The 20,115-nt window shown below is 67.5% G+C and carries 19 protein-coding genes and 1 pseudogene; 13 read left to right on the top strand and 7 right to left on the bottom strand.

The window, feature by feature from the left end; all coding sequences use genetic code 11:
• The first annotated feature begins 99 nt into the window (after nt 1–99).
• Complete coding sequence (locus tag ACZK08_RS04780; protein ID WP_065182404.1) at nt 100–1,098, top strand: polyprenyl synthetase family protein; 999 nt, start codon at nt 100–102, stop codon at nt 1,096–1,098.
• Between the two features lie 37 nt (nt 1,099–1,135).
• Here the strand turns inward: ACZK08_RS04780 and ACZK08_RS04775 are convergent, their stop codons facing one another.
• Nucleotides 1,136–1,927, bottom strand: coding sequence for a dienelactone hydrolase family protein (locus ACZK08_RS04775; protein ID WP_065174562.1), 792 nt, complete (start codon nt 1,925–1,927; stop codon nt 1,136–1,138).
• A gap of 127 nt (nt 1,928–2,054) precedes the next feature.
• Here ACZK08_RS04775 and ACZK08_RS04770 point away from each other — a divergent pair, with 127 nt between their 5' ends.
• A complete protein-coding gene (locus tag ACZK08_RS04770; protein ID WP_065182405.1) occupies nt 2,055–2,645 on the top strand; it encodes an SMI1/KNR4 family protein in 591 nt (196 codons plus the stop codon).
• 93 nt (nt 2,646–2,738) lie between these two features.
• Here ACZK08_RS04770 and murD read toward each other — a convergent pair whose 3' ends face one another.
• The 3 genes from murD to ACZK08_RS04755 form a co-directional block, all read right to left on the bottom strand.
• Nucleotides 2,739–4,148, bottom strand: coding sequence for a UDP-N-acetylmuramoyl-L-alanine--D-glutamate ligase (gene murD / locus ACZK08_RS04765; protein WP_065182406.1), 1,410 nt, complete (start codon nt 4,146–4,148; stop codon nt 2,739–2,741).
• Nucleotides 4,129–5,481, bottom strand: a complete 1,353-nt coding sequence (murL, locus tag ACZK08_RS04760) for a UDP-N-acetyl-alpha-D-muramoyl-L-alanyl-L-glutamate epimerase (protein ID WP_065182407.1) — start codon at nt 5,479–5,481, stop codon at nt 4,129–4,131. Before murL ends, murD begins: the two co-directional genes overlap by 20 nt.
• Before the next feature lie 76 nt (nt 5,482–5,557).
• Nucleotides 5,558–8,152: a bifunctional aspartate kinase/diaminopimelate decarboxylase gene (locus ACZK08_RS04755; protein ID WP_065182408.1), complete on the bottom strand. Its 2,595-nt coding sequence runs from the start codon at nt 8,150–8,152 to the stop codon at nt 5,558–5,560.
• Nucleotides 8,153–8,226: 74 nt separating this feature from the next.
• Here ACZK08_RS04755 and ACZK08_RS04750 point away from each other — a divergent pair, with 74 nt between their 5' ends.
• Together ACZK08_RS04750 and ACZK08_RS04745 are read left to right on the top strand one after the other, a co-directional pair.
• Nucleotides 8,227–9,099 carry a PhzF family phenazine biosynthesis protein gene (locus tag ACZK08_RS04750; protein ID WP_065182409.1) on the top strand — a complete coding sequence of 291 codons (873 nt, stop codon included), beginning with the start codon at nt 8,227–8,229 and terminating at the stop codon, nt 9,097–9,099.
• Between the two features lie 124 nt (nt 9,100–9,223).
• The gene (locus tag ACZK08_RS04745) at nt 9,224–10,102 is read left to right on the top strand and encodes a PhzF family phenazine biosynthesis protein (protein ID WP_065182410.1); all 879 of its coding nucleotides are present in this window, start codon (nt 9,224–9,226) and stop codon (nt 10,100–10,102) included.
• Between the two features lie 46 nt (nt 10,103–10,148).
• On the opposite strand, the gene ACZK08_RS04740 is transcribed toward ACZK08_RS04745, so the two are convergent.
• Complete coding sequence (locus ACZK08_RS04740; RefSeq protein WP_053516662.1) at nt 10,149–10,580, bottom strand: OsmC family protein; 432 nt, start codon at nt 10,578–10,580, stop codon at nt 10,149–10,151.
• A gap of 371 nt (nt 10,581–10,951) precedes the next feature.
• Here ACZK08_RS04740 and ACZK08_RS04735 point away from each other — a divergent pair, with 371 nt between their 5' ends.
• The 4 genes and pseudogenes from ACZK08_RS04735 (at nt 10,952) to ACZK08_RS04720 (ending at nt 13,226) form a co-directional block, all read left to right on the top strand.
• Complete coding sequence (locus ACZK08_RS04735) at nt 10,952–11,350, top strand: HU family DNA-binding protein (RefSeq protein ID WP_053516661.1); 399 nt, start codon at nt 10,952–10,954, stop codon at nt 11,348–11,350.
• Between the two features lie 297 nt (nt 11,351–11,647).
• The gene (locus tag ACZK08_RS04730) at nt 11,648–11,956 is read left to right on the top strand and encodes a DUF3861 family protein (protein ID WP_053516660.1); all 309 of its coding nucleotides are present in this window, start codon (nt 11,648–11,650) and stop codon (nt 11,954–11,956) included.
• A 55-nt stretch (nt 11,957–12,011) separates the two neighbouring features.
• Nucleotides 12,012–12,552, top strand: a pseudogene (locus ACZK08_RS04725) (hypothetical protein).
• Nucleotides 12,553–12,629: 77 nt separating this feature from the next.
• On the top strand, nt 12,630–13,226 hold the full coding sequence (locus tag ACZK08_RS04720; RefSeq protein WP_065174554.1) for a YceB family lipoprotein: 597 nt from the start codon (nt 12,630–12,632) through the stop codon (nt 13,224–13,226).
• A 68-nt stretch (nt 13,227–13,294) separates the two neighbouring features.
• Here ACZK08_RS04720 and ACZK08_RS04715 read toward each other — a convergent pair whose 3' ends face one another.
• Both ACZK08_RS04715 and ACZK08_RS04710 read right to left on the bottom strand, forming a co-directional pair.
• The gene (locus ACZK08_RS04715; RefSeq protein WP_065182412.1) at nt 13,295–13,837 is read right to left on the bottom strand and encodes a type 1 glutamine amidotransferase domain-containing protein; all 543 of its coding nucleotides are present in this window, start codon (nt 13,835–13,837) and stop codon (nt 13,295–13,297) included.
• A gap of 132 nt (nt 13,838–13,969) precedes the next feature.
• Nucleotides 13,970–14,437: an SET domain-containing protein gene (locus ACZK08_RS04710; protein ID WP_053516698.1), complete on the bottom strand. Its 468-nt coding sequence runs from the start codon at nt 14,435–14,437 to the stop codon at nt 13,970–13,972.
• 214 nt (nt 14,438–14,651) lie between these two features.
• On the opposite strand from ACZK08_RS04710, the gene ACZK08_RS04705 reads away from it, so the two are divergent.
• The 5 genes from ACZK08_RS04705 (at nt 14,652) to ACZK08_RS04685 (ending at nt 19,946) form a co-directional block, all read left to right on the top strand.
• Nucleotides 14,652–15,107, top strand: coding sequence for an SUF system Fe-S cluster assembly regulator (locus tag ACZK08_RS04705; RefSeq protein WP_053516656.1), 456 nt, complete (start codon nt 14,652–14,654; stop codon nt 15,105–15,107).
• Nucleotides 15,108–15,125: 18 nt separating this feature from the next.
• The gene (gene sufB / locus ACZK08_RS04700; protein ID WP_065182413.1) at nt 15,126–16,601 is read left to right on the top strand and encodes a Fe-S cluster assembly protein SufB; all 1,476 of its coding nucleotides are present in this window, start codon (nt 15,126–15,128) and stop codon (nt 16,599–16,601) included.
• Between the two features lie 65 nt (nt 16,602–16,666).
• A complete protein-coding gene (gene sufC, locus ACZK08_RS04695; protein WP_053516654.1) occupies nt 16,667–17,431 on the top strand; it encodes a Fe-S cluster assembly ATPase SufC in 765 nt (254 codons plus the stop codon).
• Nucleotides 17,431–18,693: a Fe-S cluster assembly protein SufD gene (gene sufD, locus ACZK08_RS04690; RefSeq protein ID WP_065182414.1), complete on the top strand. Its 1,263-nt coding sequence runs from the start codon at nt 17,431–17,433 to the stop codon at nt 18,691–18,693. The genes sufC and sufD overlap by 1 nt, the downstream gene beginning before the upstream one ends.
• A complete protein-coding gene (locus ACZK08_RS04685; RefSeq protein WP_065182415.1) occupies nt 18,690–19,946 on the top strand; it encodes a cysteine desulfurase in 1,257 nt (418 codons plus the stop codon). The genes sufD and ACZK08_RS04685 overlap by 4 nt, the downstream gene beginning before the upstream one ends.
• Nucleotides 19,947–20,115 lie beyond the last annotated feature (169 nt).

Genomic DNA, 20,115 nt, shown 5'->3' with positions numbered 1-20,115 from the left:
CAGTCACGGACGGCCGGGGCGATCAGGCCGGCAGGCCGGTTTGCGCCCGAATTCACGGGCAGCGCCTATAATCATCGACGAGCCTGAAAGCCTGATCGCATGACCATCACCGAAGACACCCGCCCCGCCCTGGGCCTGCCCCAGATCCAGTCGCTTGCTGCGGCCGACATGGCCGCCGTCGACGCCCTGATCCGGCGCCGGCTGTCCTCGGACGTCGTGCTGATCAACCAGATTGCGGACCACATCATTTCCGCCGGCGGCAAGCGCCTGCGGCCGATGCTGGTGATGCTGGCCGGTCATGCGGTCGGCCATGCCGGCCCCGAGCATCACCAGCTGGCGGCGATCATCGAGTTCATCCACACCTCCACCCTGCTGCACGATGACGTAGTGGACGAATCCAGCCTGCGGCGCGGCCGCAGCACCGCCAATGCCCTGTGGGGCAACGCACCGAGCGTGCTGGTTGGCGACTTCCTGTACTCGCGCAGTTTCCAGCTGATGGTCGAGCTGGACCGCATGCCGGTGATGCGGATCCTGGCCGACACCACCAATCGCATCGCCGAAGGCGAAGTGCTGCAGCTGCTGCACGTGCATAACCCGGATACCGACGAAGCGGCCTACCTGCGCGTGATCGAGCGCAAGACCGCCGTGCTGTTCGCTGCCGGCACCCGCCTGGGCGCCCTGGCCAGCGGCGTGGACGAAGCCACCCAGCAGGCGCTGTACGACTACGGCATGCATCTGGGCTATGCCTTCCAGATCGCCGATGACGTGCTGGATTACTCGGCCAACGCCGAGGAGCTGGGCAAGAATCTGGGCGACGACCTCGCCGAGGGCAAGGCAACGCTGCCGCTGATCCATGCCATGGCCCACTCCGACGACGCCACCCGCGAGCGCCTGCGCACCATCGTGCAGGAAGGCGATGCGTCGGCAATGCCGGAAGTGCTGACCGCGATCCACGCCACCGGCGGCCTGGACTACAGTCGTCGCCGGGCCGAGGAATACGCAGAGCGCGCCGAGCGTGCGCTCGACGGGCTGGGCGACAATGATGCCGTCGCCGCTCTGCGTGGACTGGCCCGCTACGCGGTGCAGCGCACGCATTGACCGCGCTCGCCGGGCATGGCCCGGCGAACCCGGTGCCTCAGCGCTTCTCGAAGCGCTCCTCGAAGAACTCGTCCAGTGCCTTCCACGCGCGCTTCGCCGCCCGCTCGTTGTACTGGCATCCCGGCGGATTGTTGGCATCACGCTCGGCAAAGCAATGCACGGCGCCGCTGTAGTTGGTGAATTCCCAGTCGACCTTGGCGGCATTCATCTCGTTCTGGAAGCTGGCGATGTCGGCCGCGGTCACGCTCCTGTCATCGGCACCATTGAGTACCAGCACCGAGGGATGCGCTCCACCGGCCTGCGCCGGCAGCGGCGAGCCCAGCCCACCATGCAGGCTGACCACGCCGGCCAGCGGCGCGCCCGCGCGGGCCAGCTCCAGAACGGTGGTACCGCCGAAGCAGAAGCCGACCGCACCGATGCGGCTGGCATCCAGCGGCACCTTGCCGGCCTGTGCCTTGAGCACATTCACCGCCTCCAGCGCACGCGCACGCAGCAGCGGCCGGTCGTTGCGCAACGCGGTGGCGACCGGCCCTGCCTCGGCATCGGTCTTCGGCCGCACACCCTTGCCATAGACATCGGCCACCAGCACCACGTAATCATCGCCGGCCAGCTGCTTGGCCTTCTCGACCGCCGATTCGTTCACACCCTTCCAGTTCGGCACCATCACCAGTCCGGGGCGCTTGTCACTGTCCCCGTCGTCATAGACCAGCACCCCGCTGAAGGTCGTGCCCTGGTGCGTCCACTCCACCGGCTGGGTCTTCATCGCCGCCCACGCCGGCAGCGCCGCCAGACCCAGGACCATCGCCACACCCCAACGCCATGCATTCATGCGCCTGCTCCAGAGAAAAGGAAACAGAGGGGTCGCCTGATGTCCCCCTCCCGTCCGCATTCTGCATTGGCGGCGTGACGCAGGTGTGGTTGGATACGCCCTGATTCCGCCCAGCCCCTGTTTGCGAATGAACCTTGTCGATCAATTCCTGTCCGGCCTGATGCCGCGCCTGCCCGTCGACGATGCTGCGCAATGGGCGCATGTCCAGGGCGCCAGCGCCGGAGACCTGCAACGCCTGCGTGCGCAGTGGCCGCAGGTACCTGACAGTCTGGTTGCGCTGCTGTCGCGCGTGGATGGCACGCATTTCCGCCGGTATCCCGAGGGCGAGGTCTGCGTGCTGATGCTCGGCTCGGACGTGGAAGGCGGCGGATACCCCTACTACCTGCGCTCGGTCGCACAGATCTTCGAGGATCAGCGGCACTGGGACGACAGCATCCGCTCGATCTACGAAGAATGGCTGGACGACGAACCGGAGATTCTCGGCGACGGCATCGATGCCGACGTACCGATGAGCCGCCGCCTGTGCTTCTCGCACTGCATGAACAACGGCGGCACCTCGATGCTGTACCTGGATTTCGACCCGGCACCGGGTGGCTCCGTCGGCCAGGTGGTGCGCTACCTGCATGATCCGGACAGCTATGCGGTCATCGCGCCCGGCTTCGATGCGTATCTGCAGCAGTTGATTGACGGCGACTACGCGTTCATCGAGGAAGCGTAGATCCACGCCTGCGTGGAAGAATTTGCCGGTGGGTTGCCGGCCGGGATCCCGCCGGGATCAGAGCCCTTTCCTGCGGAAAGGGATCCGACCCCCTCAGGCGATGCCCAGGCCCGGAATCGCGCTGATGCTGTCCGGATCGAATCCGGCCAGCTCGGCGAAGTGACGTCCGCGCGCAACGTAATCGCGGTAGGCCCCAAAACTTGGTGCGCCCGGCGACAACAGCACCACCCCGCCCTGCTGGCCCAGCGCAGCGCGTGCCAGCGCCATGGCCTCCGGCAGGTCGACGGCCGCATGCAGCCCGAATCGACCTGCATCGGCCAGCGGCTGCAGCATCGCGTGGATGCGCGGGCCGTTGCTGCCCATGGTCACGATCTCCACCGGCGGCACACCTTGCGCCATGTGCTGCATGAAATCGGTCCAGTCCAGGCCGCGGTCATGCCCGCCCACCAGCAGCGCGATGCGCTGGCCGCTGAAGCACTCCAGCGCCGCCAGACTGGCGTGCGGCGTGGTGCTGATCGAATCGTTGATGTAGGTCAGCCCATCGGCCACGCCGATGCGCTGCAGCCGGTTGGGCAGCGGACGGAAATCCTGCACGGCCGGCGCCAGCGCCGCCGCGTCCAGGCCCAGCGCTTCCAGCGCGGCCAGCACCGCACACAGGTTGCCGCGGTTGTGGCGGCCCGGCAGCGGCGTACTGCGTGTATCGAACACCGCCTGTTCGCCACGATGCACGATGTCGCCACGCATGTGCCAACCCTGCGGCTGGTTGAACCAGACCACCTGGCTGTGCGGCAGCGTCAGTTCCGCCAGATGCGGATCGGCGGCATTGAGCACGGCGATGCACGGCGCGGCATCGGTGACCAGCTGCAGCTTGTCCTCGATATAGCGCTGTTCGCTGCCATGCCAGTCCAGATGCTCAGGGAACAGATTCAACACCACCGCCACCTGCGGTCGCGCGCCACTGCGCGCCACTTCGCCGGTCTGGTAGCTGGACAGTTCCACCGCCCAATACTCAGGCGCCGGCTGCGGGTCCAGCACTTCCAGCAGCGGCAGGCCGATGTTGCCGACCAGGCCGGTGCGATGACCGGCCGCACGCAGCAGGTGCGCGACCAGCGCGGTGGTGGTGCTTTTGCCCTTGGTACCGGTCACGCACACGGTGTCATGGACGATGCCGTCGTCAGCGGCATGCTCGGCGAACCAGAGCGCGGTGCCCCCGATGAAACGCGTGCCCCGTGCCGCCGCGGCCACCGCGATCGGCTGGTAGGGACTGATGCCGGGTGACTTGATCACCACGTCGAACGCGGCCAGCGCCTCGGCCGAAGGCTCGCCACGCACCTCCAGTGACCCCTGCGTTTCCGCGCGCGCCGCATCGGCTTCGGCGGCCGGACAGAACAGGCTCAGCGGCAACGTCGGCAGGCGTGCACGCAGCACCGCGAATGCGGCACGGCCCTCACGCCCCCAGCCCCACAGCGCGACGCGCTTTCCTTCAAGCTGAGAAATCTTCACGCACCCGTTCCCACAGCGCAGCCGGAATGCGGTGCTCGCCCTGCAGCTGCAGCATCGGCGCCAGCTCCAGTTCGGCCGCGTCGAGCTGCGGCTGGATCTCGTTGCAGAAGCGCTTCACCAGCGCATCTTCCTTCCACTCCGGTCGCTGCGCCAGGGTCGCCATCGCTGCACGCGATTCACGACCTTCGCCCACGCACTCGAACGGCTTGTGATCCTGGAACTCCAGCAGCGCGTCGAAGCCACCGGCCTGCTCGACATCGTCCAGCAGATTGCGACCGAAGATGCGCACGAGGCGGGTCTTGGGCATGAACGGGGCCAGCGCCAGAAACACGAAATGGCACTTCGGGCAGACGCCGCACCAACGGTTCACGGGGCGCTCGCCGAGGATATGGAAGTTGCGGTTGCAGCTGGAGAAATGCGCGTCGTAGAAGTCGCTCTTGGCGAACTGGCGGGCCACCGCCAGTTCCGACATCGGTCGCAGCAGCGAGTAGTACTGCAGGTCTGCGGCCACGTGCGCCTGCACATGGCGGCCGAAGGCCTGCTCGAACGCCCAGCCCTTGGACCACTGGTGGTTCACCTCGCCGGTGCCCGGAATCTGGCTGCCGTAGCTGGCCGAGCGTTCGTTGGAGAACACCACCTGGTCCACGCCCTGCAGCAGGGCTGCCAGCACCATGATCGCCGAGTTCACCGCGGTCACCGGGATATGGCCGTTCCACGCCCCTTGGCGGTTGAGCTCGAACAGCTCCGGCGCCAGCGCGCGGCCCAGGTTCAGCGTCGGCAGGCCGGTGCGTTCGGCGCAGGCACGGATCAGCTGCGAACCGCCGATCCAGGTGACCGTCTCGTCCACGCCCGCCCGTCGCAGCGCTTCGATGCTGACCAGCGAATCCTTGCCGCCACCGATGGCGACCAGCGCATGCGGATGCAGGCCCACCTCCGGTGCCTGCACCGGCTCGCCCTGCACCGGCAGGCGGAAGCGGCCACGCAGGTTGAGGCCGTTGCGGTAGGCGAACTCGCCCAGGCCGTTGAGGTAGATCGCTTCCACCAGCGCCGCGGTATCGGCATCGATGGCGTAGCTGTCGATGCTGACGATCTCCGGCACGCCGGCCTTGTAGTAGCTGACGCCGGCGATCAGGTGCAGCAGCTGCAGCGCTCGCTGCACGGCAGCGGCGCGCGCCGGGTCGAGGACGAACGGGGCGCCGGGAACGGTGATGGTTTCCACCATCTCGGGGCCATCATCGAAGGCGTAGACCAGCCGTGCCACGCCGCTGTCCGCGGCAAATTCGCAGCGGACGAAGCGGAAACGGGAGACCTGGTGTTTGTCGAAAGCAGTCATGGTGTATCCGGTCAGGCACGGACCCGCGCGGTTGCGCGGGGCGTGTCGGTGGGCGGGTGCAGCGCGCGCAGGGCGATCACTCGATCACATCCTCGCGCGGCAGCGCCCGCTGGTTGTAGGTGTTGGACATCACGTAGCCATAGGCGCCAGCGTCAGCAATCAGCATCACGTCGTCCGGCGCGGTGGACACCGGCAGCTTGCGCCGCTTGCCGAACACATCGCTGGACTCGCAGATCGGGCCGACGACATCGAATGCCGCCTCGGCGTACCCGCCCTGGCGGCTGAGGTTCTCGATGTCGTGCCAGGCGTCGTACAGGGCCGGACGCATCAGCGTATTCATGCCGGCATCCAGGCCGACGCGGCGCACGCCGTCCTTCTCCACCACCTGGGTGGCATGGGTCAGCAGCACGCCGGACTCGGCCACCAGGTAGCGCCCCGGCTCGATGGCCAGGCGGAATGCGGGGTGCAGCGCCTTGACCTCGGCCAGGCCGGCAGCCCACGTGTCCAGATCGAAGGGCTCGTCCTCGTCGCTGTACGGAATCGGCAGGCCACCGCCGATGTCGATCGTCTGCACGCTGCCGATGCGGCGGGCGAAGCCTGCCAGCTCATCGCACATCAGGCGCCAATGCTGCGGGGTTTCCACGCCGCTGCCCAGGTGGGCGTGCAGGCCGACCACCCGGCTGCCCAGTTCGGTGGCGGCACGGACGAACTCATCGACGCGGGCGATCGGCAGGCCGAACTTGGACTCCTTGCCGCCGGTGCGGACCTTGGCGTGGTGGCCTTCGCCGCGCCCCAGGTCCACGCGCAACCACAGCTCGCGGTTGCGGAACAGGTCCGGCCAGCGCTGCAGGGCTTCGACGTTGTCGACGGTGACGGTCACGCCCAGTGCGAACGCGGCCTCGTACTCACTGCGCGGGCAGAAGCTGGGGGTGAACAGCACACGCCTGGGCGAAAGTTCCGGCAGGTGCTGGAACACATGCTTCAGCTCGCCATGCGAAACGCACTCCAGGCCGAAACCCTCCGACTCCAGCAACTGCAGGATGGCCGGGTGGCTGTTGGCCTTGATCGCGTAGTAACGCTGGTCGATCGGCTTGATCGCAGCCAGCGCGCGGGCACGCGCCCGCACGGTCGGCAGGTGATAGACGTAGCGCGGGGTGCCCGCGTCGGCCAGCTGCAGCAGGTGTGCCCGCTGGCCGCGCCACCAGGGCGTGCCGCGCGGGCGAACCGTGCCGGCGATCTCGCGCCAGCGCGGGCCGAACACCTCGGTTTCCTCCACCGGCATGGCGCCGCTGTCGATCAGTTCCGCATGCAGGATCGGCAGCAGGCCATCGGCATCGGCCTCATCGATGACGAAGGTCAGGTTCAGGTCGTTGGACGACTGCGAGATCATGTGCACGCGCTCACGGCCGAACGTGGCCCACACATCCGACAGCTTGTGCAGCAGCGAGCGCATGCCCAGCCCGACCAGGGTGATCGCCGCACAGGGCACAATCACCTTGACCTTGCACACCTGCGACAGGTCGGCCGACAGCGCGGCCAGCACATCGGTGTTGACCAGGTTCTCCGACGGATCCAGCGACACGGTGACATTGGTTTCGGCCGAACCGATCAGGTCCACCGACAGGCCGTGCTTCTTGAACAGGGCGAACACATCGGCCAGGAAGCCGACCTGTTGCCACATGCCGATGCCTTCCATCGACACCAGCACGATGCCGTTGCGACGACTGATTGCCTTCACGCCCGGTACCGGCGCGGCATTGCCGTCGATGCTGGTACCTGGAAGCTCGGGGCGCTCGGTGTCGAGGATCGCCATCGGTACACCGGCATCGCGGCACGGCTTGATCGAGCGCGGATGCAGCACCTTGGCACCCGTGGTGGCGATTTCCTGCGCCTCGTAGTAATCCAGACGGGTCAGCAGGCGCGCGTCCGGCACATCCTTGGGATTGGCGCTGAACATGCCCGGCACGTCGGTCCAGATTTCCACCCGGCTGGCGCCGAGCAGCGCACCGAAGTACGCCGCCGAGGTGTCCGAACCGCCACGGCCGAGGATGGCAGTGCCACCGTCCGCGTGCCGCGAAATGAAGCCCTGGGTGATCAGAAGGCGGGTCGGCTGCGCACGGAAGCGCTGCGCCCAGTCCGCATCCGAGCGCCACTGGCAGTTCACCGACAGGCGCTGCGACCAGTCGCTCTGGTTCGGCTGCGGCGGCAGTGCATCCAGCCAGTGCCGGGCATCCATCCAGCCCATGTCCAGCCCGGACGCGCGCAGGTATGCAGCGCCCACGGTCGAGGACAGCAGTTCACCCTGGCCCAGCACGTCGGCCTGCCAGTCCAGCGGCCGGGTGGCCGCGCGCGGATCGTCCAGCAGGCCCTGCAGGGCGGCCAGACGCTCGGCCAGCACTTCGCGGCCGAGGCCCAGCTCGACCAGGAATGCCTCGTGGCGTTCGACCAGCGCGGCGACGCGATCACGGCTGTCCGCCGCACCGTCGGCGATCGCGGTCAGCTCATTGGTCACCCCGGACAGCGCCGAAACCACCACCAGCACGCGCGAGCCGGTCTCTTCCGCGCGTTTTTTCGCCAGCTTCCCGATCGTGTCCCAGCGATGGCGACGCGACACCGAGGTGCCGCCGAACTTCAGTACGATCCAACGATCGACAAGGGGGGAAGCTGACATGGATTGGCTATGTGTATTGTGGGGAAGCCGCCCCTGGGGGCGGAACCTTCGATTCTAAGCCCAATATCCCCGCCATGACCGCCTATCGTTACCTGCAGCTCGATGTCTTTGCTCCCCGTCCCGGCACGGGCAACCCACTGGGTGTCGTATTTGACGCGGACGGGCTTTCCAGCGACCGCATGCAGGCGCTGGCCGCCTGGCTGAACCTGTCCGAGACAGTGTTCTTCGTCCGCCCCACCGCGGCCGGTGCCGACTACCACGTACGCATTTTCACCCCGGGCAGCGAGCTGCCGTTCGCCGGCCACCCCAGTGTCGGTGCCGCCTGGGCAGCGGTGACCAGCGGCCTGGCCGTGCCGCGCGACGGTGCCCTGGTACAGCAGTGCGCCGCCGGGCTGTTGCCGGTGCGCGTGTCCGGCCCGGCTGCCGCACCGACGATCCAGCTCGCCAGCCCCGCAGCACGGCACCTGGATACCGCTCCCGGGGCGGTGCCGGAAGCGCTGCTGGCCCAGGCCGCCGAGGGCCATGTGGCCCAGTTGTGGGACAACGGTCCGCGATGGTGGCTGCTGCCCCTGCGTGATGCCGCCAGCGTGCGCTCCCTGGCGCCGGACATGGCCGCCGTGCGCGACTGGACCAATGCCACCGGCGCCACCGGCGTGGCCGTGTTCGCACTGGAACAGGCTGCCGCTCACGCGCTCGTGGTGCGCGCTTTCTGCCCCGGCGATGCGGTGAACGTGCCCGAGGATCCGGTGACCGGCAGTGCCAATGCGCTGATTGGCGCCTGGCTGCGGCAACGCAGCGCGCTGCCGGGCACGAACGCCGGCTACGTGGCCAGCCAGGGCCGCGAAGTGGGCCGCGATGGTGAGGTCCAGGTCCAGGTCGATGCGCAGGGCACGGTGTGGATCGGCGGCCAGGTGCAGCCGGTGATCGATGGGCAGATTCACTGGTAGCCCCCCGCGCTACCCTATGCCGCCTTGCCGGTAGCGCCGGGCCAGGCCCGGCGACTCGCCGCGCTGCGCGCTCGCGGAGCATGGCCCCGCGCCACCGTCCCATCGTTTCCTGGAGTTGTCACTGATGTCCGCACGCCGTTTCCTGCAACTGGATGTGTTCTCCCCGCGCGCCGGTGCCGGCAATCCGCTGGCCGTGGTGCTGGATGCCGACGGACTCGACGACGACACCATGCAGGCCATCGCCCGCTGGACGCGGTTGCCCGAGACGACCTTCGTGTTCCCGCCGCAGACGGCGGGAACCAGCTACCGCCTGCGCATGTTCAGTCCGCAGAAGGAAGTCCCGTTTGCCGGCCACCCCAGCGTAGGCACCGCGCATGCCGTGCTGCAGGCGGGCCTGGCGGAGGCGGTGGATGGCCTGCTGGTGCAGGACGGGATTGCCGGCGCGCTGCCGCTGCGGGTCAGCGGCGAAGGCGCGCAACAGCGCATTGCCATCCGCACCCCGCGCGCGCAGCTGGCCGAAACCGCGCAGGCGGACGATCCGCGCCTGCAGGCGGCCCTGAAGGGCTGGCCACTGGGTCGGTTGCCGCCAGCACGCATGCAGGGCGGGCGCAGCTGGTGGGTGGTCCAGGTTGCCGATGAATCGGCCCTGCGCGCGCTGCGCCCGGACTGGGACGCGGTGGCCGCGCTGGCCGAATCCACCGACAGCATGGGCGTGTTCGCCTATGCATTCGCCGACGGCAACGAAGGCTTCGATCTGGCCGTGCGCGCGTTCGTCGGCAACGGGCGCCGCTTCGAGGATGCCGCCTCCGGCGCCGCCAACGCCGTGCTCGCGGCATGGCTGGACCTGCGCGGCGCTCTGCCGCGGGGCCGCGAGGCATTCGACGTCAGCCAGGGCCGGGAGGTCGGGCATGACGCACGCCTGACCCTGCGCGTGGACGAGGCCGGCGAGGTCTGGTCCGGCGGTCAGGTGCAGACGGTGATCGCCGGCACCCTTGATTGGTGATGGGTGGTTGCCCTGGGACGCCGGGCATGGCCCGGCGCTACCGACCTCAGCCCAGCTCGGCCTCCAGGCTGATGGGCACCGCGCTCAGTGCCTTGGACACCGGGCAGTTCTGCTTGGCATCGTCGGCGATGGCACGGAACTGCGTCGCATCGATCCCCGGCACCACGGCCTTCACTTTCAGCCGGATCTGCGAAAGCTGTGGGCCGCCTTCCATCGACAGATCCACCTTCGCCTCGGTATCCAGCGACGTCGGAGTGAAACCGGCCTCGCCGAGCTTGGCCGACAGCGCCATGGTGAAACAGCCGGCATGCGCGGCGGCGATCAGCTCTTCCGGGTTGGTGCCCTTCTCCTCGCCGAAACGGCTGTTGAACCCATAGCGGGTCTTGTCCAGCAGGCCACTCTGCGGCGTGCTCAACTGTCCCTTGCCGGACTTCAGATCGCCTTCCCAGTGCGCGGTGGCGTGTCGCGAGATTCCCATTTGCTGCTCCTGTGTGGCGGTGATGAACGGTCACCCTCGCATGGCGCACGTTATGCCTGCGTCGCTCTGCCGCATTGCAGCGTGCCCGGCACGCGTGCTCCGGTTGCTTCGCGCCAGCTCCGCGCCATGCCGTTTTTCCCTTGTTTTCAGCGGTTTCGCACTTCCACCCGGCGAAAGGGCCGGCGCTTTCCTGCCCCTCCGGGTGCCCCTGCCCCCTACCGCCGGCCATGTACTGAATCGGCCTGGATATGAAAAAACATGCACTTTCCGCGCTCCGGGCTATTGGCGGCGCCCGAGAGTTGCCCTACATTGCGCTTGCCGACGGGGTTCGGCGCCGACCAAACAACCAACCGTTCACGGAACAGGAAACCATGGCAAAGACCGCTAAGAAGGCTGCCCCGAAGAAGGCAGTGAAGAAAGTCGCGACGAAGGCTGCCGCCAAGCCGGCCGCTCCGAAGCCGATCAAGGAAGTGCTGACCAAGTCCGGCCTGGTTGCACACATCGCTGAAGCCTCCGGCGTTGTCGCCAAGGACGTGCGCGCTGTGCTGGCCTCGCTGGAAGGCGCTGTCGCCTCTTCGGTGCACAAGAAGGGCGCTGGCTCCTTCACCCTGCCGGGCCTGCTGAAGATCACCACCGTCAATGTGCCGGCCAAGCCGAAGCGCAAGGGCATCAACCCGTTCACCAAGGAAGAGCAGTGGTTCGCCGCCAAGCCGGCCACCACCAAGCTGAAGGTTCGTCCGCTCAAGAAGCTGAAGGACGCCGCGCTGTAAGCGCGCGCCATTCGGCGGATGCATGACGGGACGGCCCAGGCCGTCCCGTTTTTTTTGGCGTCCCCGCGGTTCCGCGCAGGCAGCGACCATCTTCCGGGCACGGCGCCGGGCATCGCAACACAGCGTTGCCCCAGCAGCGCAATCGGCCTCCCAGGCCCGCCACCAAAGGCTGCGGCCACGCTTCCCCCGCACTTCGTCCAACCGGGTGGAACACTGCGTGCAGCGCCGGCCGTCGCCGCCGGCGGCGGCCTTGCCTATGGTGGGCACATTCCCCCACAGCAACGGCGAGCACCTCTCATGGCCAGCCCCTCCACCCGCTACCGGATCTCGGTGACTCCGATCGAAAAGGACGGGTTGCAGTGCACCGGGCGCTGCACCATCGAACTGGAACATCGCGCCAGTCGCGACCTGATGCGACTGCTCGAAGCGGCACCGCGCACCGCAGGACTCAGTGGCGACGAGCGCGCCACGCTGGTGGTCGCCACCCAGTTGCTGCGCGACATCGTGCAGCGTCATGCCGACACCGACGGTCATGCACTGGCCGCACTCGCCGCCCAGGTCCTGCCGGCGCTGGATGCGCTGGATCAGCTGCCCTCCTCCCGCTGAAGACCCCGTAGTCGATACACTGCCGTCCTCCAGGTCGCCTCGGGGAGGAGGCACCATGCGCAGGACCCTGCTGTTGCTGATGCCGCTGGTCGTGCTGGGCTGTTCCCGGTCGCCCCCGCGCAGTGGATATCACCGCCCCGGTTGCCACCAGACCGGATGATGCACACCGGCAACCGACGGCCGCGGACGATGAGGCTGCATCGCTGCGGCCACCCACCGTCCTCCCGTTGCTGGCCGCAGTGGCTGACGACGCTGAGCCGCCCGGGGACATGCTCAGCCGGTACATGACCGACCTGCTCAATCGCGACCACGCCGCGAGCGACGCTGCCTGGACCTTCCCCCCCGCCGATCCGCGGCGGGCGGATGACGCCGCGCTGCGCCAGCTGGACAACGTGCGCGCCCTGCGCCTGCGCAGCCAGACGCCGGTCGCCGTCGACGGCAAGCATCCGCCGCAGCTGCTGGAAGTTCCGGTCCAGGTCCGCGCCGTTACCGCCGACGGCACCTTCCGCTTTGGTGGCTGGTATCGCGTGCAGCCCAACGCCGACGGCAGTGCCTGGCAGATCCAGTCGGCGCAGCTGCGGCCCTCTTTGGACTGAACCGCTGCAACGGCATGCACGCTCGATTCAGCCTGCAAAGCTACTCTGTAGCCACCCCGTCCTTTCCGGTCACCGCCATGCGCCTGCGTCCCCTGATGACCCGCCTCGCCGCCGCCACCGTCCTGATCGCCGCTGCGATCGGCGCGCAGGCCGCACCTTCGATTTCCGGCCGCGAACTCTCGGTTGGCGCCAGCGACGTGCAGCAGTACCTGGATGGCAGTTTCCCGCGTACCCAGGACGCACTTGGCGGCCTGATCGCGCTGACGATGAGCCATCCGCAACTGAGCCTTCCCGCGGGCGAACGCCTGAACCTGGGCATGGACGTGGCGCTTGCCACCGCCGGCGGCAGTCCGGCCAAGCTCGGTACGGTCAAGCTCAGCAGCGGCCTGCGTTATGACGCCCAGACCCAGGGCTTCCACCTGCAGCAGCCGAGCGTGGACGATTTCACCCCGGCCAATCAGGGCGGCCGCCTCGATTCACGTACCCGCGGGCTGCTCAATGCCTGGTTGAGCGACTATGCGCAGCGTGAACCGATCTACAAGCTTGATCCGGCCGTGGCCGGCATGCTCGGTGCGCTGCAGGTGCAATCGGCACAGGTGAAGAACGGCAAGCTGGTCGTCACCTTCAACCAGAACCTCGGCAACCTGGTGCCTGCGGGCCTGCTCGGCAACTGAGCCGAGCTGCAACACGGTGCCCGGCGGCGTCCAGCGGCCGGGCACGCGACGATGTCAGCTTCTAATCGTCAGGCGGCCAGCGCGCGGACGACGGCCTCGCTGAAGGCGGGAATGTCGTCGGGCTTGCGGCTGGTGATCAGATTGCCGTCCACCACCACTTCGGCATCCTGCCAGCGCGCACCGGCGTTGAGCAGATCCTGCTGCAGTGACGGCCACGAGGTGACCTCGCGGCCGTTGGCCAGATCACTGTTGATCAACAGCCAGGGGCCGTGGCAGATCGCCGCGACCGGCTTGCCGGCCGCTGCCAGGTCGCGGATGAAGTCCACGGCGGCCTGATCCGTGCGAAGCGTGTCCGGATTGATCACGCCACCGGGCAACACCAGCGCATCGAACCCTGCCGCGTCGGCTTCGCTCAGGGGGATGTCCACCGCCACCGCCTCGCCCCAGTCCTTCTCTTTCCAGCCTTTAATGGTGGCTTCCTTCGCCGGCGATATCACGCTGACCCGGGCGCCTTCCGCTTCAAGCAGGCGCTTGGGTTCAATCAGTTCGGACTGCTCGAAGCCGTGGGTGGCCAGGATGGCGATCTGCCTGCCTTTGAGGCGCTGGGCCATGGGTGCACTCCCGTTGGTGAGGATGAGTACCCAGCGTGCGGCAACGTGCATTGAAGCGGAGTGACCCGCGTGTCGATGGCAGGTGCATGTCCGCGATGCGGCCGGCGATCGGCCGGCCGTACCCGGTGCCGGTCAGCGCTTGGGCTGCAGCATGGTGCCGGTGCACTTGGGGGAACCGCAGCGGCACTCCCAGATCTTCTTCAGCTTGGCCGTATGGCGCTCGGCCAGGACGATGCCGTAGTTGTAGGTCAGCTCCTCACCGGCGGCGATATCGCGCAGCGCTTCGATGAACACCTTGTCACCACGGCTGTCGCCGTCCGCATCTTCCTCGATCACCGCCTCGCAGTTGGGGTCGCAGCTGTGGTTGATCCAGCGCGCATCGTTGCCCTTGTAATTGGCATCGATCACCCAGTCGTCGTTGAGGGTGAACAGGAAGGTGTGGCCGCTTTCGACGTCACCGCTGTCATCGGCATCGACGTCGCCATGGCTGCGCAGCAGGCCCTTGTACTGGATCACGCGCTCGCCCTGCTTGATCGGGGCCACGGCGAACACACCGTTGCCATGGATGGCGGACTTGCGGGCTTGGATCTTCTTCGGCATCGGCACGGGCTGTTTGCAGCGAAAGGAACCCGGATTCTCGCCCATTCCGGGCAATTGCGAAAATCGTCCCGATGCTCCAGCATGTCGCCCCGATCGTGACTGCGGGTGAACGGCCCCGGCCAGGGTCTCCCAGCGCCGGCTGAATGCCCGGGTTGGATGCCGGCGAAGAAAAGCGTACAATTTCAGTCCGCTTTAAGAACCGCTCGCATCCCCCATGTTGCGCGTCACCAAACTCACCGATTACGCCACCGTCGTGCTGACCGTGCTCGCCGCCCGTCCGGGCGAAGTGCTCAGCGCCACCGAGCTGGCCGAATTCACCGGCCTGGAGCCGCCCACCGTCAGCAAGGTCCTCAAGCCGCTGGCACAGGCCGGCCTGGTCGAGGGCCTGCGCGGCGTCCGCGGCGGCTATCGGCTGACCCGGCCCGCCGTGGAGGTCTCGCTGTTCGAAGTGGTGGAAGCAATGGAAGGGCCGCTGGCCCTGACCGAGTGCAGCCACGACCACCACCAGTGCGGCATGGCGCCCAAGTGCGGCGCGCGCAGCAGCTGGCGGCTGATCAACGACGTGGTCTCCGAGGCCCTGCGCGATGTCAGCCTGGCGCAGATCCTGCCCCCTCTTCCCCTTGTCGATGACGAACAGCGCCGCACCATCGCTGTCGACGTCGTCTCCTGATCCGTAGGCAGCCCCCCCATGGCCACCGAAACCATCGAAACCGTCGCCCACGACGACACCCCCAACCGCGAGATCCATGAGCAGCTCGGCCGCAAGTACTCGGCCGGCTTCGTCACGGACATCGAATCGGACTCGCTGCCCCCGGGCCTGGACGAGGACACCATCCGTGCGCTGTCCGCCAAGAAGGACGAGCCGGAATGGATGACGCAGTGGCGCCTGGACGCCTACCGCCACTTCCTGACGATGCCGATGCCGAACTGGGCCAAGCTGCAGATCGCCCCGATCGACCTGCAGGCGCTCAGCTATTACTCGGCACCGAAGGGCCCGAAGTACGCCTCGCTGGATGACGTGCCCAAGGAACTGCTCGATACCTACGACAAGCTGGGCGTGCCGCTGCACGAGCGCGCCAAGCTGGCCGGCGTGGCGGTGGACGCGGTGTTCGACTCGGTCTCGGTCGGCACCACGTTCCGCAAGGAACTGGCCGAGAAGGGCATCATCTTCTGTTCGATGTCCGAAGCCATCAAGGAACATCCGGAACTGGTGCGCCAGTACCTGGGTACCGTGGTGCCGGTCGGTGACAACTACTTCGCCGCGCTCAACTCGGCGGTGTTCTCCGATGGCAGCTTCGTGTTCATTCCCAGGGGCGTGCGCTGCCCGATGGAGCTGAGCACCTACTTCCGCATCAACGCCGGCCACACCGGCCAGTTCGAGCGCACCCTGATCGTGTGCGAGGACAAGGCCTACGTGTCCTACCTGGAAGGCTGCACCGCGCCGATGCGCGACGAGAACCAGCTGCACGCCGCGGTGGTCGAGCTGGTGGCGCTGGAAGATGCGGAGATCAAGTACTCCACGGTGCAGAACTGGTATCCGGGCGACGAGAACGGCGTCGGTGGTATCTACAACTTCGTCACCAAGCGCGCCGAGTGCCGCGGTGCACGCAGCAAGGTTACCTGGACCCAGGTCGAGACCGGCTCGGCGATCACCTGGAAGTATCCGTCCTGCGTGCTGCTGGGCGATGACTCGGTCGGCGAATTCCACTCCGTCGCGCTGACCCACCATCGCCAGCAGGCTGACACCGGCACCAAGATGATCCACGTCGGCAAGCGCACCAAGAGCAAGATCGTCAGCAAGGGCATCAGCGCCGGCCGCGGCCAGAACACCTACCGCGGCCTGGTCAAGGTCGACCGCAATGCCGAGGGCGCACGCAACTATACCCAGTGCGATTCGCTGCTGATCGGCAAGCAGTGCGGCGCCCACACCTTCCCCTACATCGAGGTGAAGAACCCGGGCGCCACCGTCGAGCACGAGGCCACCACCTCCAAGATTTCCGATGACCAGCTGTTCTACTGCCGCGCCCGTGGCATCAGCCAGGAAGACGCGGTGTCGATGATCGTCGACGGCTTCTGCAAGCAGGTGTTCCGCGAGCTGCCGATGGAATTCGCAGTGGAAGCCAAGAAGCTGCTGGAAGTCTCGCTGGAAGGTTCGGTGGGCTGAGCCCTGCCCTCGCAACGCATTCTTTTTATCGGCGGGCTGCGGCCCGCCTCACGGAAATCCCCACCATGCTGAAGATCGAAAACCTCCACGCCCGCATCGGCGACAAGGAAATCCTCAAGGGCCTCTCGCTGGACGTCCAGCCCGGCCAGGTGCACGCCATCATGGGCCCGAACGGCGCCGGCAAGTCCACCCTGGGCAACGTCCTGGCGGGCCGCGACGGCTATGAAGTGACCGAGGGCAGCGTCCGGTTCGACGGGGTCGATCTGCTCGACCAGGACCCGGAAGCGCGCGCCGCTGCCGGCCTGTTCCTGGCGTTCCAGTATCCGGTGGAAATCCCGGGCGTGAACAACACCTACTTCCTGCGCGCGGCACTGAACGCACAGCGCAAGGCACGCGGCGAGGACGAACTCGATTCCATGCAGTTCCTCAAGCTGGTACGGCAGAAGCTGGCCGTGCTGCACCTGAAGGACGAACTGCTGCACCGTGGCGTCAACGAAGGCTTCTCCGGTGGCGAAAAGAAGCGCAACGAGATCTTCCAGCTGGCCGTGCTGGAACCGAAGCTGGCGATCCTCGACGAAACCGATTCGGGCCTGGACATCGATGCGCTGAAGAGCGTGGCCGACGGCGTCAATGCGCTGCGCGCCGCCGACCGTTCGTTCCTGGTCATCACCCACTACCAGCGCCTGCTGGACTACATCAAGCCGGACGTGGTGCACGTGCTGGCCGACGGCCGCATCGTCAAGAGCGGTGGCCCGGAACTGGCGCTGGAACTGGAAGCGCACGGCTATGACTTCCTGAAGGACCGGGTCGTGCCCGAGGCGGCGGTCTGATGAGCGCCCTGCTTGATTCCATGGCCCAGGCCTTCTGCGGCAGCGATGCGCGCCGCGAAGTGCTGGATGCGGCCCTGCGTGATGGCCTGCCGGCCGCCCGCAACGAAGCCTGGAAGTACACCTCGCTGCGCCAGCTGGAGCGCCGTGCCTTCGCCGCCGCGCCGCTGTCGCCGCCGGTGCTGGATGTGGCCGTGCTGGAAGACATCCCCGCGCCGCGCCTGGTGTTCGTCAACGGCCGCCTCAGCGACGCACTGAGCGACACCCACGGCCTGCCGGCCGGCGTGCAGCTGGAACCGCTGTCCTCGGCGCTGGCCGCTGGTGAGGATGCCGCGCGTTTCCTCGGCCGCCGCTACGAGCGCAGCGACGAAGTGTTCGCCCGCCTGAATGCCGCCCTGGCCGATGAAGGCGCGGTGCTGCGCGTGGACGACGGCGTGCAGGTCGAGGCACCGCTGCAGCTGGTGTTCGCCAGCGTCGCCGGCGATACCGACCTGGCCTGGCACCACCGCCACCTGATCGAACTGCGTGCCGGCGCCAGCCTGGGCGTGGTCGAACACCGCTTCAGCGTCGGTGACTCTGCCCACCTGGACAACACCGTGCTGCACGTCCACGTTGCGCGCGATGCCGTGCTCAAGCATGCGCGCGTGCAGGCCGGCAGCGCACGCCAGACCAGCATCCTGCGCACCGACGCGGTGCTGGCCCGTGACGCTCAGTATCACCGCGTGGACCTGGAACTGGGCGCCGCGCTCAGCCGCCATGAACTGAACGTACGCCTGGAGGGCGACAACGCGCAGCTGACCGCCAATGGCGTGCTGCTCGGCAATGGCCGCCGCCACGTCGATACCCGCCTGGGCATCGACCACATCGCCCGCGATACCCGTAGCGAGCTGCTGTGGCGCGGCGTGGCCGCCAACCGCAGCCGCGTGGTGTTCCATGGTGGCATCCAGATCCGCGAAGGCGCCGACGGCACCGACGCGAACCTGTCCAACAAGAACCTGCTGCTGTCGGCCGACGCCGAGATCGACACCCAGCCGGTGCTGGTGATCGATGCCGACGAAGTGAAAGCCGCACACGGTGCGACCGTCGGCCAGCTCGACGCGAACGCGCTGTTCTACCTGCGCTCGCGTGGCCTGCCACAGGCACAGGCGCAGGCACTGCTGAGTGCCGCGTTCTGCCATGAGCCGCTGAAGGTACTGCCTGACGCGCTGCGCGAGCAGCTGGCACGCCGCCTGGACAAGGCCCTGGCCGAGGCGGGTGTGGCATGAATCTCTCCACCCCGCGCCCGATCGAAGAACGCGCCAGCGCCCCTGACTGGGATCGCGTGCGTCTCGACTTCCCGCTGCTGATGCGTGAAGTGCATGGCAAGCCGCTGGTCTATTTCGACAACGCCAACACCGGCCAGAAACCGGTGCAGGTGATCGGCGCGGTGGATGAGTTCTATCGCCGCTACAACGCCAACGTCAGCCGCGCGGTGCATGCCCTGGGCAGCGAAGCCACCGATGCCTACGAAGGTGCGCGCAACAAACTGGCGCGCTTCCTCAACGTGCGCCCCAGCGATCTGGTGCTGTGCAGCGGCACCACCTTCGCCATCAACCTGGTGGCGTACTCGTGGGCGCTGCCGCGATTGAAGTCCGGTGATGTGATCCTGGTCTCGCGCATGGAGCACCACGCCAACATCGTGCCGTGGCAGCTGGTCGCGCAGCGTACCGGCGCCACCCTCCGCGTGGCCGAGATCACCCCGGATGGCGCGCTCGACCTGGATGCGCTGCGTGCGGCCATGACCCCCGAGGTCAAGCTGCTGGCGGTCACCCACGTGTCCAATGTGCTCGGCACGGTCAACCCGGTGCGCGAGATCTGCCGTGAGGCGCGCAAGCGCGGCATCATCACGGTGGTGGACGGTTCGCAGGCCGCACCACACCGCAAGGTCGACGTCGCCGCGATCGGCTGCGACTTCTATGCCATCACCGGCCACAAGATGTGCGGACCGACCGGCACCGGCGCCCTGTGGGCACGCCGCGAGCATCTGGATGCGATGCCGCCGTTCCTCGGCGGTGGCGAGATGATCAAGGAAGTCAGCTTCGACGGCACCGTGTTCAACGATGCCCCGCACAAGTTCGAGGCCGGCACCCCGAACATCGCCGGCTTCATCGGCCTGGGCGTGGCCGCCGACTACCTGCAGGACATCGGCCAGGAGCACGTGGAGGCGCGGGAAGCCGAGCTGCTCGCCCACTTCACCGAAGAGCTGCGCCGCGTCGAAGGCCTGCGCATCATCGGTGAAGCGCCGGAGAAGGCGGCCGTGGTCTCGTTCCTGATCGACGGCGCGCATGCACACGACCTGGCCACCCTGCTCGACCTGGAAGGCGTGGCCGTGCGTTCCGGCCAGCACTGCGCACATCCGTTGCTGCAGTACTTCGGTGTCGCAGCCACCTGCCGTGCCTCGCTGGCGTTCTACAACACGCACGCCGAGATCGAGCGGTTCATGACCGCGCTGACCAAGGTACGTAAGTTGCTCGGCTGACCCGGAATACCCGGGGTCAGATCCCTTTCGCACCGCGAAAGGGATCTGACCCCATCAGCATCCGCGACAGCCGTCGCTGCGACTTCAATGCTCCCCGGATCTCCGCCAGATCACCCGCAGGAATGCCCTGCGCAACGAATTCCGCATAACGCCTGCGCCGCCCAGCACA

Source organism: Stenotrophomonas sp. 112478_Sma (assembly GCF_056479905.1).
The sequence above is the reverse complement of the archived record's forward strand: the minus strand, read 5'-3'. Positions and strand labels throughout refer to the sequence as shown.